Annotated in this window: 15 protein-coding genes; 6 read left to right on the plus strand and 9 right to left on the minus strand. The window is 73.2% G+C overall.

Annotated features, from left to right (window positions below; genetic code table 11):
• Positions 1-2: 2 nt before the first annotated feature.
• The 5 genes from rfbA to pip are packed head-to-tail and all read right to left on the minus strand — an operon-like array spanning position 3 to position 4,352.
• The gene (gene rfbA / locus K3554_RS01485) at positions 3-863 is read right to left on the minus strand and encodes a glucose-1-phosphate thymidylyltransferase RfbA (protein ID WP_259942669.1); all 861 of its coding nucleotides are present in this window, start codon (positions 861-863) and stop codon (positions 3-5) included.
• Positions 860-1,696, minus strand: a complete 837-nt coding sequence (gene rfbD, locus K3554_RS01490; RefSeq protein ID WP_259942671.1) for a dTDP-4-dehydrorhamnose reductase — start codon at positions 1,694-1,696, stop codon at positions 860-862. The genes rfbA and rfbD overlap by 4 nt, the downstream gene beginning before the upstream one ends.
• The gene (gene rfbB / locus K3554_RS01495) at positions 1,693-2,733 is read right to left on the minus strand and encodes a dTDP-glucose 4,6-dehydratase (RefSeq protein ID WP_259942673.1); all 1,041 of its coding nucleotides are present in this window, start codon (positions 2,731-2,733) and stop codon (positions 1,693-1,695) included. The genes rfbD and rfbB overlap by 4 nt, the downstream gene beginning before the upstream one ends.
• Positions 2,730-3,290, minus strand: a complete 561-nt coding sequence (gene rfbC, locus K3554_RS01500; RefSeq protein ID WP_259942675.1) for a dTDP-4-dehydrorhamnose 3,5-epimerase — start codon at positions 3,288-3,290, stop codon at positions 2,730-2,732. Before rfbC ends, rfbB begins: the two co-directional genes overlap by 4 nt.
• Before the next feature lie 57 nt (positions 3,291-3,347).
• Positions 3,348-4,352, minus strand: coding sequence for a prolyl aminopeptidase (gene pip / locus K3554_RS01505; RefSeq protein WP_259942677.1), 1,005 nt, complete (start codon positions 4,350-4,352; stop codon positions 3,348-3,350).
• A 71-nt stretch (positions 4,353-4,423) separates the two neighbouring features.
• Between pip and ubiG the strand changes: the two genes are divergently transcribed.
• Positions 4,424-5,164 (plus strand): bifunctional 2-polyprenyl-6-hydroxyphenol methylase/3-demethylubiquinol 3-O-methyltransferase UbiG, encoded by a 741-nt coding sequence (gene ubiG / locus K3554_RS01510; protein ID WP_259942679.1) that lies wholly within the window; start codon positions 4,424-4,426, stop codon positions 5,162-5,164.
• A 4-nt stretch (positions 5,165-5,168) separates the two neighbouring features.
• Here ubiG and K3554_RS01515 read toward each other — a convergent pair whose 3' ends face one another.
• On the minus strand, positions 5,169-5,792 hold the full coding sequence (locus K3554_RS01515; RefSeq protein ID WP_259942680.1) for a TetR/AcrR family transcriptional regulator: 624 nt from the start codon (positions 5,790-5,792) through the stop codon (positions 5,169-5,171).
• A 130-nt stretch (positions 5,793-5,922) separates the two neighbouring features.
• On the opposite strand from K3554_RS01515, the gene mbfA reads away from it, so the two are divergent.
• The 5 genes from mbfA to K3554_RS01540 all read left to right on the plus strand — a co-directional run bounded on the left by mbfA (position 5,923) and on the right by K3554_RS01540 (position 10,407).
• Positions 5,923-6,894 (plus strand): iron exporter MbfA, encoded by a 972-nt coding sequence (gene mbfA, locus K3554_RS01520; RefSeq protein ID WP_259942681.1) that lies wholly within the window; start codon positions 5,923-5,925, stop codon positions 6,892-6,894.
• Positions 6,895-7,000: 106 nt separating this feature from the next.
• Positions 7,001-7,933 (plus strand): AEC family transporter, encoded by a 933-nt coding sequence (locus K3554_RS01525; RefSeq protein ID WP_259942683.1) that lies wholly within the window; start codon positions 7,001-7,003, stop codon positions 7,931-7,933.
• Positions 7,933-8,742, plus strand: coding sequence for an S-formylglutathione hydrolase (gene fghA / locus K3554_RS01530; protein WP_259942685.1), 810 nt, complete (start codon positions 7,933-7,935; stop codon positions 8,740-8,742). The genes K3554_RS01525 and fghA overlap by 1 nt, the downstream gene beginning before the upstream one ends.
• Entirely contained in the window at positions 8,739-9,362 is a 624-nt protein-coding gene (locus tag K3554_RS01535; protein WP_259942686.1) for an HAD family phosphatase, read from the plus strand. Before fghA ends, K3554_RS01535 begins: the two co-directional genes overlap by 4 nt.
• A gap of 148 nt (positions 9,363-9,510) precedes the next feature.
• Positions 9,511-10,407: an ornithine cyclodeaminase family protein gene (locus K3554_RS01540; RefSeq protein WP_259942687.1), complete on the plus strand. Its 897-nt coding sequence runs from the start codon at positions 9,511-9,513 to the stop codon at positions 10,405-10,407.
• Between the two features lie 36 nt (positions 10,408-10,443).
• Here K3554_RS01540 and K3554_RS01545 read toward each other — a convergent pair whose 3' ends face one another.
• The 3 genes from K3554_RS01545 to K3554_RS01555 are packed head-to-tail and all read right to left on the minus strand — an operon-like array spanning position 10,444 to position 13,793.
• Positions 10,444-11,373 carry an aminotransferase class IV gene (locus tag K3554_RS01545; RefSeq protein WP_259942688.1) on the minus strand — a complete coding sequence of 310 codons (930 nt, stop codon included), beginning with the start codon at positions 11,371-11,373 and terminating at the stop codon, positions 10,444-10,446.
• 54 nt (positions 11,374-11,427) lie between these two features.
• Positions 11,428-12,996, minus strand: coding sequence for an ATP-binding protein (locus K3554_RS01550; protein ID WP_259942689.1), 1,569 nt, complete (start codon positions 12,994-12,996; stop codon positions 11,428-11,430).
• Positions 12,996-13,793, minus strand: coding sequence for an alpha/beta fold hydrolase (locus K3554_RS01555; RefSeq protein WP_259942690.1), 798 nt, complete (start codon positions 13,791-13,793; stop codon positions 12,996-12,998). Before K3554_RS01555 ends, K3554_RS01550 begins: the two co-directional genes overlap by 1 nt.
• Between the last annotated feature and the right edge of the window lie 31 nt (positions 13,794-13,824).

Below are 13,824 nucleotides of genomic sequence, written 5' to 3' on the forward strand. Positions count from 1 at the left end.
CGCTAGAGGAGGCGGGCGAGGTAGCGCCCGTACTCCGTCTTGCCGAACATCTCGGCCCGCTTGCGCAGCCCCGCCGCGTCGATCCAGCCGCGCTGGAAGGCGATCTCGTCGGGGCTGCCCGACTGGAGGCCCTGACGCGCCTCCAGGGTGCGCACGAAGTTGCCCGCGTCGAGCAGCGAGGCGTGGGTGCCGGTGTCGAGCCAGGCGAAGCCCCGGCCCATGCGCTCCACCCGCAGGGTTCCATCGGCGAGGTAGCTCTCCAGCAGCGTCGTGATCTCCAGCTCGCCCCGCGCCGAGGGGCGCACGTGGCGGGCCCGCTCGGGCGCCGTGCCGTCGAGGAAGTAGAGACCCGTGACCGCGTAGGACGAGGGCGGGTTCTCGGGCTTCTCGACGATCTGGGTGACGCGCCCGCCCTCGTCGAAGCCCAGCACGCCGTACCGCTCGGGGTCGGCCACGTGGTAGCCGAAGACCGTCCCGCCCTCGGCGGGGATGCCGGCCAGCATCCGCGAGAGGTTGGCGCCGTAGAAGATGTTGTCGCCCAGCACCATCGCCGAGGGGGCGCCGTCGAGGAACCGCTCGGCCAGCAGGTAGGCCTGCGCCAGACCGTCGGGCGAGGGCTGCTCGATGAACGTCAGTTGCAGGCCCCACTGCGCGCCGTCGCCGAGGGTGCGCTCGAACTGGGCGCGGTCCTCGGGAGTCGTGATCACGGCGATCTCGCGCATGCCCGCCAGCATCAGCACCGAGAGGGGGTAGTAGATCATCGGCTTGTCGTAGATCGGCAGGAGCTGCTTCGAGAGCCCCAGCGTGATCGGCCAGAGCCGCGAGCCGGTGCCTCCGGCGAGGACGATGCCGCGGCGGGTCATGCGCCGGCCTCCACGATGCTGGAAAGGTGCGCGCGCCAGTCGGGGCGCGCGATGCCGAAGGCGGCCTCGGTCGACGCGCAGTCGAGGCGCGAGTTGAGCGGACGCGGCGCCGGAGTGGGGTACTCGGCCGAGGGGATCGGCTCGATGCGGCAGGCGAGGCCCGCCGCCTCCATCACCGCGCGCGCGACCCCGGCCCAGGTCGTGTCGGGGGTGCCCGAGAGGTGGTAGGTGCCCGACAGCTCGGGATCGCGCGCGAGGCGCTCGCCGACGGCTATGGCGGCCTCGGCCAACGCCCGGGCGGGCGTGGGCGCGCCGTGCTGGTCGTCCACCACGCGCAGCGCCTGCCGCTCGGCGCCGAGGCGCAGCATGGTGCGCGCGAAGTTGCGCCCCTGGGGCGAGACGACCCAGGAGGTGCGCAGGATCGCGTGGGTGCCGCCCGCCCCGCGCACGAGCGCCTCTCCTTCCGCCTTCGTGCGGCCGTAGGCGCCGAGGGGCGCGACGGGATCGGAGGGCCGCCACGGGCGGTCGCCGGAGCCGTCGAACACGTAGTCGGTGGAGATGTGCACGAAGGGGATGCCGAGGGCGTGGCAGGCGCGGGCCATGACGCCGGGCGCCACGGCGTTCACGGCGCGGGCGTCGGCCTCCCGCGCTTCGGCGCCGTCCACGTCGGTCCAGGCGGCGGCGTTCACGACCACGGCGGGGCGCAGGGCGTGGATCGCCTCGCCCGCGGCCACCGGGTCCGAGAGGTCGGCGCGGCGGCGCCCCAGGACGCGGGCGCCGAGCCGCTCCAGCTCGGTGCCCACCTGCCCGCCGCGTCCGAACGCCAGGATCACGAGGCCTTCCCCAGCCGCTGGCCCACGCCGTCGCGCGCCAGGAGCGGGCGCCACCACGCCTCGTTGTCGAGGTACCAGCGCACGGTGCGGCGCAGTCCCTCCTCCAGCGTCACCGAGGGGCGCCAGCCCAGCTCCGCGCGGATGCGCGCGGGGTCGATCGCGTAGCGGGCGTCGTGGCCCGGGCGGTCCGCGACGAACTCGATCAGGCGGTCGTGGGGGGCGCCGGCGGGGCGCATCTCGTCCATCAGCCCGCAGATCAGGCGCACGAGGTCGACGTTGCGGGCCTCGTTCTCGCCGCCGATGGCGTAGGTGCGACCCACGGCGCCCCGGCGCAGAACGGCCAGCAGCGCGTCGGCGTGGTCCTCGACGTAGAGCCAGTCGCGCACGTTCTCGCCCCGCCCGTAGATCGGGATCGGGCGGCCGTGGAGGGCGTTCAGGATCACGACGGGCACCAGCTTCTCGGGGAAGTGGAAGGGGCCGTAGTTGTTGGAGCAGTTGGTCAGCACCACCGGCAGGCCGTAGGTCTCGGCCCAGGCGCGCACGAGGTGGTCCGAGGCGGCCTTGGTGGCCGAGTAGGGCGAGCGGGGGTCGTAGGGCGTGTCCTCGCGGAACATGCCCTCGGGCCCCAGGGAGCCGAACACCTCGTCGGTGGAGACGTGGTGGAAGCGAAAGCCCTCGGGGCGGTCCGCGCCTTCCCAGTGGACGCGGGCCGCCTCCAGGAGGTTGAACGTGCCGGCGACGTTGGTCTCCACGAAGGCGGCCGGGCCGTCGATGGAGCGGTCCACGTGGCTCTCGGCGGCGAGGTGCATCACGGCGTCGGGGCGGTGCGCGGCGAACACGCGGGCGAGCGCGGCGGGATCGCGGATGTCGGCACGCTCGAAGCGGTAGCCGGGCGCGTCCGCGACCTCGGCGACGTTGGCCTCGCAGGCAGCGTAGGTCATGGCGTCGAGGTTCACGACCTCCAGTCCCTCGGCGATGGCACGGCGCACCACGGCGGAGCCGATGAAGCCCAACCCCCCGGTCACGAGCAGCTTCATGCGGCGTCCTTCCAGCGGAACGGGGTGTCGAGCGCGGCGAGCGGCGCGGCGTCGGCGTCCTTGGCCGACAGCACGGGCGCGCCGTCCAGTGCCCAGTCGATCCCGGCCGAATCCCAGCGCACGGCGCCCTCGGCCGCGGGCTCGTAGAAGCCGGTGCACTTGTAGACGATCTCGGTGTCCGGCGCGCGGGTGGCGAAGCCGTGGGCGAAGCCCTCGGGAATCCAGAGCATGTGGCCGTTCTCGGCCGTCAGCTCATGGGCGGTGGCCTGCCCGTAGGTGGGCGAGCCCGCGCGGATGTCGACTGCTACGTCCAGCAGCGCCCCGCGTCCGCAGCGCACCAGCTTGCCCTGCCCGTGGGGCGGCGCCTGGAAGTGGAGGCCCCGCAGCGTGCCCGCCTCGGCCGACAGCGAGTGGTTGTCCTGTACGAAGTCGGCGCGGATGCCGGCCTCCGCGAAGGCGCGCGCGTTCCAGGTCTCGGCGAAGAAGCCCCGGTGGTCGCCGAAGCGCCGGGGCGCGACGAGAAGCACCCCCGGCAGCGCCGTCCGCGTGATCTCCATGCTGTGCCCGTCCCCGTTGTGCGCGTCGGCCCGTCCTAGACCGGCCTTGGAGGCTTGTCAGCCCGCCTCGCCGCCGCCCGCCCCGTGGCGGGCGAGCCGGCGCCCGGCGGCGTCGGTGACGCGCACCAGCTGCTCGGCGATGCCGCTCTCGCTCAGGGCGTGGCCCGCGAAGGGGATCATGTGCAGCGAGGCGTTCGGCCAGCCGTCGGCCAAGAGCCGCGCCGAGAGCGGCGGGCAGATCATGTCGTAGCGCCCCTGCACGATCACGCCGGGCACGTCGGCGATGCGGTCCAGCCGGGCACGGATCCAGCCGTCCTCGCCGAGGAAGCCGCGGTGCATGAAGTAGTGGTTCTCGAGCCGGGCGAAGGCGCGGGCGTATTCCGCGCCAGCCTCGCCGCCGTGGCCCTGGCTGGCCATGGAGGCGAGCGCGTTCTCCCAGGACGCCCATGCGCGCGCGAAGGCGATCTGCTCGTGGGGCGCCGTGTCGAACAGGCGGGCGTGGTAGGCGGCGATCAGGTCGCCGCGCTCCGCCTCGGGCACCATGTCGCGGAACCGGCGCCACTGGTCGGGCCAGAACTGTCCCGCGCCGCCGCCGTAGAACCACTGCAGCTCGCGCTCCTCCATGAGGAACACGCCGCGCAGGGCGAGATGGAGGGCGCGCTCGGGATGGGCGATCGCGTAGATCAGCGCCAGCGTCGCGCCCCAGGAGCCGCCGAACAGCGCCCAGGCGTCGACGCCCAGGGCGCGGCGGATGCACTCCATGTCCTCCACGAGGTGCCAGGTGGTGTTGTCGCGGATCGAGGCGTGGGGGCGCGAGCGACCGCAGCCGCGCTGGTCGAACAGCACGATGCGCCAGCGCTCGGGGTCGAAGAAGCGGCGCATCATGGGAGAGCATCCCCCGCCCGGCCCGCCGTGGAGCACCACCACGGGCACGCCCTCGGGGTTGCCGCACTGCTCGACGTAGACCCGGTGGCCGTCGCCCACGTCCAGCATGCGCTGATCGAACGGGTCGAGCGGCGGGTAGAGCGCCGGAACGCTGCGGGGAGTTGGGCTTCGATCCATCTGCGCCCCATATAGCTCCCCGAGGCGCGTCTACCACGCCTCGCGCGCAACGATTACCCGGAGAGTTTCCCATGAGCACCGTCGACCCCGGCGAGATCGAGAAGTTTCAGGCCATGGCCGCCGAGTGGTGGGACCCGGAGGGCAAGTTCAAGCCGCTGCACATGCTCAACCCCTGCCGGCTGGACTACATCACCGGGCAGATCGCCGGCGAGTTCGACCGCGACCTCTCGGCCCCGCGCCCGTTCGAGGGGCTGCGCATCCTCGACATCGGCTGCGGCGGGGGCCTCCTGAGCGAGCCCATGGCGCGGCTCGGGGCCACCGTGGTCGGGGTGGACGCGGCCGGGCGCAACATCCCCGTGGCCGAGGCCCACGCCGCGCAGTCGGGGCTGGAGATCGACTACCGCCACACCACAGCGGAGGCGCTGGTGGTGTCGGGCGAGGCGCCCTTCGACGCGGTGCTGAACATGGAGGTGGTGGAGCACGTGGCCGACCCGGCCGCCTACCTGCGCGCCTGCCACGACCTCCTGCGCCCCGGCGGGCTGATGATCGCATCCACGCTGAACCGGAACCCCAAGTCCTACGTGTTCGCCATCGTGGGCGCCGAGCAGGTGATGCGCTGGCTGCCGAAGGGCACCCACGACTGGCGAAAGTTCATCACGCCCGACGAGCTCTACGGCCTCCTGCGCGACGCGGGGCTGGAGCCGGTGGACCGCATGGGCATGGTGTTCAACTTCGCCCGCTGGTCGTGGCGCCTGTCGCCCGACGACCTGTCGGTGAACTACGTGACGGCCAGCCTGCGCCCCGCCGCGTGAGGGGTCAGGCGCGCCCCGCGCCGTAGCGGGCGAGGAAGGTGGCCACCGCGCCGTCGACCACGCGGGCGCGCTCGGCGTCGGTGGCCTCGCTGCGCACGCCGAACACCATCTCGGGGAACAGCGTGGCGTGGCACAGCTCCACGAACTGGTCGGCGGCCAGCGCCACGTCGTCGATGCGCAGGCGCCCCGCGGCCACGGCCTCGCGCAGGTAGTCCACCATGCGGGCGCGGAACACCGCGGGGCCGGTGCGGAAGAACTCGCGCCCCAGCTCCGGGAAGCGGTCGGCCTCGGCCACGCACATGCGGAAGATGCGCTGCGCCGTGTCCGAAAGCACGAAGTCCACGATCCGGCGCCCGGCGCGGCGCAGGGCCTCCTCGGGGTCGGCGTCGTGCAGGAGCAGCGCGCCGGTCTCCTCGACCTGCGCGAGGCACTCGGCTTCGGCCACGCCGAGGAACAGAAGGCGCTTGTCGGGGAAGTAGCTGTAAAGCGTGGCCTTCGAGACGCCGGCCGCCTTGGCGATGGCGTCCACGCTCGCGCCCTCGTAGCCATCGGCCAGGAACACGACGCGGGCGCCTTCCAGCACCTGCGCGAACTTGCGCCCCTTCTTGACCGGCACGGCCTCGTTCATCGCGGCTTCCCCATCGCGCCCGGACTTCCCCGGGCCGCGCTGACATAAACCGTTCGGTTCACCGCACAAGACGTTCGGCGCGCCGAGGACCATGGTTGCGCTCGCACGCGCGGGGGATAAGGCTCGCGCCATGATCCCCGGACTCGACCGACGCCGCCGCTTCCGCGACCTCTCCGAGAGGGAGGTGCTGGCGCTGGCCATCTCCGCCGAGGAGGACGACGCCCGCATCTACCGCGGCTTCGCGGAGCGGCTCGGCGCCGACTACCCGGCCACCGCCGCCACCTTCCGCGCCATGGCCGAGGAGGAGGACGAGCACCGCCGCCGCCTGATCGACCTCCACGTCGCGCGCTTCGGCGAGACCATCCCGCTCGTGCGGCGCGAGCACGTCTCGGGCTTCTACGCCCGGCGCCCGGTCTGGATGCAGGACGCGCTGACGCTGGAGCAGGCCCGCGGCGAGGCCCGGGCCATGGAGCGCGCGGCGCACGGGTTCTACCTGCGCGCCGCCCAGGCGACCGGGGACGCCGCCACGCGCCGCCTCCTCGGCGACCTGGCCGCCGCCGAGGCGGGCCACGAGGCGCGGGCGAGCGAGCTGGAGGCCGCCCTCGGGGGCGAGCGCGAGGCCGAGGACGCCACCGCGCACCGCCAGTTCGTGCTGACCTGGGTGCAGCCGGGGCTGGCGGGACTGATGGACGGTTCGGTGTCCACGCTCGCCCCCATCTTCGCGGTCGCCTTCGCCACGCAGGACACGTGGACCACGTTCCTCGTGGGGCTGGCCGCGAGCGTCGGCGCTGGCATCTCCATGGGCTTCACCGAGGCCGCCTCGGACGACGGCGCGATCTCGGGGCGCGGCGCGCCGTGGAAGCGGGGCCTGGCGTCGGGGGTGATGACCACGCTGGGCGGCCTGGGCCATGCCCTGCCCTACCTGATCCCGGACTTCGCCGTGGCGACCGCGATCGCCATCGCGGTGGTGTTCGTGGAGCTGTGGGCCATCGCCTGGATCCAGAACCGCTACATGGACACGCCGTTCTGGCGCGCGACGCTGCAGGTGGTGGTGGGCGGCGGGCTGGTGTTGGCCGCGGGCGTCCTGATCGGGTCCGGGTAGCGCGGGGGCGCCTTCGACGCGGGCACGGGCGCCTTCGCCCTCGGCAGGGCGCCTTCGCCCCCGGGGCCGCTGGACACCCCCCGGCCCCGCCGCTAGCGGTTCGCGCGTGCTCGCCATCTTCCTCAAGACCCTGCCCTTCTTCGCCCTGATCGGGCTGGGCTATGCGGCGGGCCGCACGCGCTTCTTCACCGAGGAGGCCACCGCCTACCTCACCAAGTTCGTGTTCTGGTTCGCGCTGTCGGCGATGCTGTTCTCGTTCGCCGCGAACCTGACGCTGGCCGACATCCTCGATGGCCGCTTCATCGCCGCCTACCTGTGGGGCACGGGCTTCATCTACCTCGTGGCGACGGCGGTGGGCTTCGTGCGCGGGCTGTCGGTCGCTGAATCGGCCGTTGAGGCGCAGTGCGCGGTGATCGGCAACCTCGGGTTCATGGGCATCCCCATGCTGGCGCTGCTGCTCGGGCCGCAGTCGGCGGGGCCGCTCCTGATGCTGCTCGCCGTGGACCTGATCCTGTTCTCGTCGCTGATCGTGATCCTGATCACCGGCTCGCGGGGCGAGGCGGGGTGGGGGATGCTGCGCACCGTGGGCGGAGGCCTTGTGAAAAACCCCATGGTGGTCTCGATCGCCGCCGGCATCGCCTGGTCCGCCACGGGGCGCGAGCTGTGGGACCCGGTGGCCGAGTTCGTCGCCATCCTCGGCGCCGCGGCCACGCCGGGCGCGCTCTTCGCGATCGGCGCCTCGCTCGCCTCGAAGACCGCGGAGCGGCTGTCGGTCGCGTCGTGGCTGACGCTGTGCAAGCTGGTGCTCCATCCGGCCGCGGTGGCGCTCTCGGCCCTGGTGCTGTTCCCGGTGGCCGACCCCTACGCGGCGAAGGTGATGATCGCGGCGGCCGCCTTGCCGGTGGCGGGCAACGTCTTCATGCTGGCGCAGCACTACGGCGTGGCGCCGCAGCGGGTTTCGGCGGCGATCCTGGTGTCCACCGCGCTGTCGATCGCCACCGTGTCGCTCGTGGTGGGCCTTCTGGAAGGGGGAACCTGATGCAGACCGTCTCCGACACCCTGTGCCACGGGGGGCGACAGCTCGTGCTCGACCACCGCTCCGCGGCCACGGGGGGCGCGATGCGCTTCGGGCTGTTCCTGCCGCCCGAGCCCGCGGGCGCACCGGTGCTGTGGTACCTCTCGGGCCTGACCTGCACCCACGAGAACGCCATGACCAAGGCGGGGCTGCAGGTCTGGGCCGCCGAGGCCGGGATCGCGCTGTGCTTTCCCGACACCTCGCCCCGCGGCGAGGGGGTGGCCGACGACGAGGCCTTCGACATGGGCCAGGGCGCGGGCTTCTACGTGGACGCCGAGGCCCTGCCCTGGGCCCGCAACTTCCGCATGGAGCGCTATGTGGCCGAGGAGCTGCCGAAGCTCCTGTTCGCCAGCTTCGACCTCGACCCCGAGCGCCAGGGCATCACCGGGCACTCCATGGGCGGGCACGGCGCGCTGACGCTGGCGCTCAAGCACCCGGGCCGCTTCGCCTCCGTCTCGGCCTTCGCGCCGATCTGCAACCCGTCGACCTCGGACTGGGGGGCGCCGCAACTGCGCGCCTACGGGCTGGACCCCGAGGACCACGACGCCGCGCTGCTCCTGCGCGGCGGGGCCGAGCTGCCGCCCTGCCTCGTGGACGCCGGGACCGACGATCCGCACTTCGACAAGCTGGGGCTGCCCGCCTTCGCCGCCGCCGCCGCCGAGGCGCGCGCCGAGGCGGCCGTGAACCTGCGGCGCGGCTACGACCACAGCTACTTCTTCGTCTCCACCTTCGCCGAATCCCACGTCGACCACCATGCGGCGCACCTGACGTGAGCGGGGCGAGCATCGTCGTCTTCGACATCGGCAACGTGCTGATCGAGTGGAACCCCGAGGCGTGGTTCGACCGCCGCATCGGCCCCGAGCGGCGCCGCGCGATGTTCGCCGAGGTGGACCTCCATGGCATGAACGACCGCGTGGACCTCGGCGAGGGCTTCCGCGACATCATCTACGCCACCGCCGAGGCGCACCCCGCCTGGCGCGACGAGGTGCGGCTGTGGCACGACCACTGGATCGAGCTGGCCTCGCCCGCGATCCCCCGCTCGGTGCGCCTCCTGCGCGCGCTGCGGGCGAAGGGCGTGCCGGTCCATGCGCTAACCAACTTCGGGATCGACAGCTTCGCGGTGGCGCAGCGGCACTACGACTTCCTCGGCGAGTTCGACCACGCCCACGTCTCGGGGCACATGGGCGTGATCAAGCCCGACCCGGCGATCTTCGAGATGACCGAGCGGGCCGCGGGCGCGAGCGGAGCGACGTTCCTGTTTGCCGACGACCGCCCCGACAACGTCGAGGCCGCCGCCGCCCGTGGTTGGCGCACGCACCTGTTCGAGAGCCCGGACGGCTGGGCGGAGCGACTGGTGGCCGAGGGCCTGCTGACCGAGGACGAGGCGCTCTAGGGGGCTCCGCCCCCGCCGCCCTTGGCGGCTCCCCCGAGGTACTTGGGGCAGGATGAGGCCGCCCCCTTCCTCTGGCCCCAAATATCTCGGGGAGCGCGAGGGGCTGGCCCCTCGCTCCCGCATCCGCAACCCGCACCACGGAGGTTTCATGGTTCCCTTCATCGACGCTGGCGCCGAGCGGCACCTCGACTGGATCGCGCTGACGGACGCGCTCGCCGCCGGGCACGCCCTGCCCCGCGCCGCCATCGGCGATACGTTCCTCTACCGCGACCCGGACACGATGCTCTCCCGCGCGGCGTGGATCGACGGCCTGGGCAGCCTTGTGAAGACCGCGACGATCTTCCCCGGCAACCGCGAGGTGCCCAACATCAACGGCGCGGTCTCTCTCTTCTCGGACGCGGACGGCACGCTCGCGGCGATGCTCGATTTCCACCTCGTCACCAAGTGGAAGACCGCCGGTGACAGCCTGCTCGCCGCCCGCCGCCTCGCGCGGCCCGACAGCGAACGCATCCTGCTGGTTGGCTCGGGCACCGTGGCCGCCTCGCTCCACGAGGCCTACGGCGCCGCCTTCCCCGAGGCCCGCTTCGCGGTGTGGTCGCGCCGGCCCGAGAACGCCCGCGCCTTCGCCGAGGCGCGCGGCATCGAGGCCGCCCCGGACCTTGCCGAGGCCGTGGGCGCGGCCGACATCGTGGGCTGCGCCACGATGGCGACCGAGCCGGTGCTGCGCGGCGCGTGGCTGCGCCCCGGCACCCACGTGGACCTCATCGGCGCCTACCGCCCCGACATGCGCGAGGCCGACGACGATGCCCTGGGACGCGCCAAGCTGTTCGTGGACAGCCGCGAGACCACGCTCGACCACATCGGGGAGCTGAAGATTCCGCTCGCCGCGGGCACGATCCGGCGCGAGGACGTGGTGGCGGACTTCTACGAGCTGGACCGGTTCCGGCGCGCGCCCGGGGACATCACGGTCGCCAAGAACGGCGGCGGCGCGCATCTCGACCTGATGACGGCGCGCTACATCATGGACGCGGTGCAAGGCGGCTAGGGTACGCCCCGGCCTCGCGCCGGGGGCGCGTCGCGCCTACTTCGCCCCCGTCCGCGCGTCCTCCTCGATCCACGCGCGGTACACTTCGGCGATGCGCCGCATGACCGGGCCGCGGCCTCCTTCCGTCCCAATGGCCTTGCCGTCGATCGAGGCCACGGGCGTCTGTGCGCCGAAGGTGCCCGTCAGGAACGCCTCGTCGGCGGCATAGGCGTCCACGAGGGAGTAGTTGCGCTCGAACACCGGGATGCCCTCGGCCCGGCAGATCTCGATCACCTTCCGGCGGGTCACGCCGTTCATGCAGTAGTCGCCCGTGGAGGTCCAAACCTCGCCCCGGCGGACGATGAAGAAGTTGCAGGCATTCGTGGTGTTCACGAAGCCGAAGGGGTCGAGCATCAGTGCCTCGTCGGCCCCGGCCTGCTCGGCCTGGAGGCAGGCGATCACGCAGTTGAGCTTGGAATGGCTGTTGTACTTGGCGTCCTGGCTCATGGGCAGGCCGCGCACCTGGGGCACCGTGGCGAGGCGGATGCCGCGGGTCTTGAGCGCATCGACGGGCTTCGAGTGCTCCATGATGATCACCACCGTGGGCCCGGAGCGCGACAGCGAGGGGTGCTGGAAGGGCCGCACCTTCACGCCCCGCGTCACCATCAGGCGGCAATGGACGTCGTCCGTCATGCCGTTGGCCTCGGCGGTGCGGCGGAGCGCGTCCAGCACCTCGTCCCGCGTCATGCCGATGTCGATGGAGACGGCCCGGCAGCTGCTGAACAGCCGGTCCATGTGTTCCTCCAGGAAGCCCCAGCGGCCGCGGTGGAGGCGCATGCCCTCCCACATGCCGTCGCCGAGCATGAAGCCGCTGTCGAACACCGAGACCTTGGCTTCGGCGCGGGGCACGAGCGCGCCGTCCACCCAGACCAGCACGGTCTCGTTGCGGGGGTCGTCCTCGGCGGCGTGGGTGGTGTGGTCGGTCATGGGGGCCTCCTTCGCGGCGAGGCTTCCCACGGATCGGGCGCGGCGCCCAGAGGCTCAGCCCCGCGGCGCGGCCTCCGCCACCGCGCGGCACAGGGTGTCGGGGTCGAAGGGCTTGGGCAGGTGCGTGACGTGGTCCCGGACCTCAGAGGGAAGCACCACCGCGCCCGTGGCCGCGACGATGCCGGCGCCGGGCAGCAGCGCGCGCATCCGCGCCACCAGCGCGGGGCCGCCGATGTCGGGCAGCCCGAGGTCGGCCACCACCACGTCGAACCCGCCCGCGCCGGCGGCCTCGATCCCGGCGGCGCCGGTGGCGGCCTCGGTCACTTCGTGGCCGTGCATCTCCAGGTCGTCGACCATGCCCATGCGGATGATCGCGTCGTCCTCGATCAGCAGCACCCGCAGCGGCGCGGACGGGGCGGCGGCCGCGGCGGGCGCAGGGGCGGGCGCCGCGGCCGGCTCGGGCGCCAGCAGCGCGGGGTCTGCGAGCGGCAGCAGGATCGTCACCGTGGTCCCCCGGCCCGGCGCGGAGCGGATCACGGCCCGCCCCCCGGCGCGGCGCGCGAAGCGGTCCACCATGGCGAGGCCCAGCCCCGTGCCGCGTCCCTCGGGCTTCGTGGTGAAGAAGGCCCCGAAAGCCCGCGCGAGGGTCTCGGCGTCCATGCCCGGGCCGGTGTCCTCGACGGCCACAGCGGCGAACGCGCCCTCCAGCCCCTCGGGCCGGTCGGCGGGCGCGGCGGCGCGCGCTTCGATGCGCAAGGTGCCGGGCGTCCCCTCCATGGCGTCGCGGGCATTCACGGCAAGGTTCAGCACCGCATTCTCCAGCTCGCGCAGGTCGGCGGTGACGGGCAGCGGCGCGTCGCCGACCTCGATCTCCAGCGCGATCGCCGCCTCGCCGCCGCCGAGGGCGTGCTCCGCCATGGCGCGCAGGCCCGCCACGGCGCGCGCGGCGTCGAAGGTGCGCGGGGCCTCGCCGTCGCGGCGGGCCAGCCCCATGAGGCGGCGCACCAGCGCGGCGCCGCGCTCCACGCCCTCGTGCACCTGCGGGCCGGCGCCGGGGTCGCGGGCAATGGTCTGCAGCACGTTGTTGAAGTCGTGGGCGATGCCGCCCGCCAGCGCGCCGATGGTCTCCACGCGCTGCACGTGGCGCAGCTCCTCCTCGGCGGCGAGGCGGCGCTCGACCTCGGCCGCCACGCGCGCCTCCAGCTCCTCGTTGAGCGCGCGCAGGCGGTCGCGCGCGGCCAGCAGCTCGGTCTCGTAGAGGCGCCGGTCGCTGGCGTTCAGCACGGTCATCGCGACCGCCTCGACCGCGCCGTCCGCGCCGCGCCGCTCGGCGGCGTTCACCAGCGCGGGCATCACACCGCCGCCCTCCCGGCGGAAGTTCAGCGCCACCTCGTCGAAGCCGCCCTGGATGCGGACCATGGGCGCGAAGTGGGTCTCGAAGAAGATGCGCCCGCCCACGTCCAGGAGGTCGCGCACGTGGAGGCCCGCCACCGCGTCCTCGGCGCGGCCGATCCAGCCCAGCAGCCGCGCGTTGGCGCGCACCACGCGCCAGTCCGCGTCGAGCAGGAGGAAGCCGCACGGCGCCTCGTCGAAGAACAGCGCCGGATCGACCGTGCGGTCCATCAGGCGAAGGCGGCGATGGCGTCCGCGGTCTCGGCGGGAGCGGAGAGGTTCGGGCAGTGGCCCGTGGCCCGCAGCTTCACGAAGCGGCTGCCGGGGATCGCCTCGTGGACGTAGCGGCCCACCGCCTCGCCCGCGATGGCGTCGTCGGAGCACTGCAGGATCAGCGTCGGCACGGAGACGTCCGCGAGGTCGGCGCGGTTGTCGGAGGTGAAGGTGACGCGCGCGAAGCTCTTGGCGATCTCGGGATCGGTGCGGCAGAAGCTGTTGCGCAGCTCCTCGCCCAGCTCGGGGCGGTCCGGGTTGGCCATGATCACGGGGGCCATCGCCGCCGACCAGCCCATGTGGTTGCTGTCGAGCGAGACCAGCAGCTCCTCGATCTCGGCTTCCGAGAAGCCGCCGCGGTAGTCCGCGTCGTCGATGTAGCGCGGCGAGGGGCCGACCATGACCAGCTTGCCGATGCGCCCCGGCGCCCGGCGCGCAGCCAGCACGCCGATCATCGACGAGACCGAGTGGCCCACGAACACCGCGTCCCGCAGGTCCATGGCCTCCAAGAGCTCGGCCACGTCGGCGGCGTAGCCGTCGAGCGAGCCGTAGCGTTCGGGGTCGAAGGCCGAGTGGTCGGAGCCGCCGTGGCCTACGTGGTCGAAGGTCACGACGCGGAACCGGTCCTCGAAGCGCGGCGTCACGTAGCGCCACATGGCCTGGTCGCAACCGAAGCCGTGGGCGAAGACGATCGCGGGCGCGGACGGATCGTCCCGGCCCGTGAGGCGGACGTTGTGGCGCTTCTCGACGTTCATCGCGGCGATCCCCCGACCGAGAGCCCTCGCG

Source organism: Jannaschia sp. W003 (genome assembly GCF_025144335.1).
Classification (GTDB): Bacteria; Pseudomonadota; Alphaproteobacteria; order Rhodobacterales; family Rhodobacteraceae; genus Jannaschia.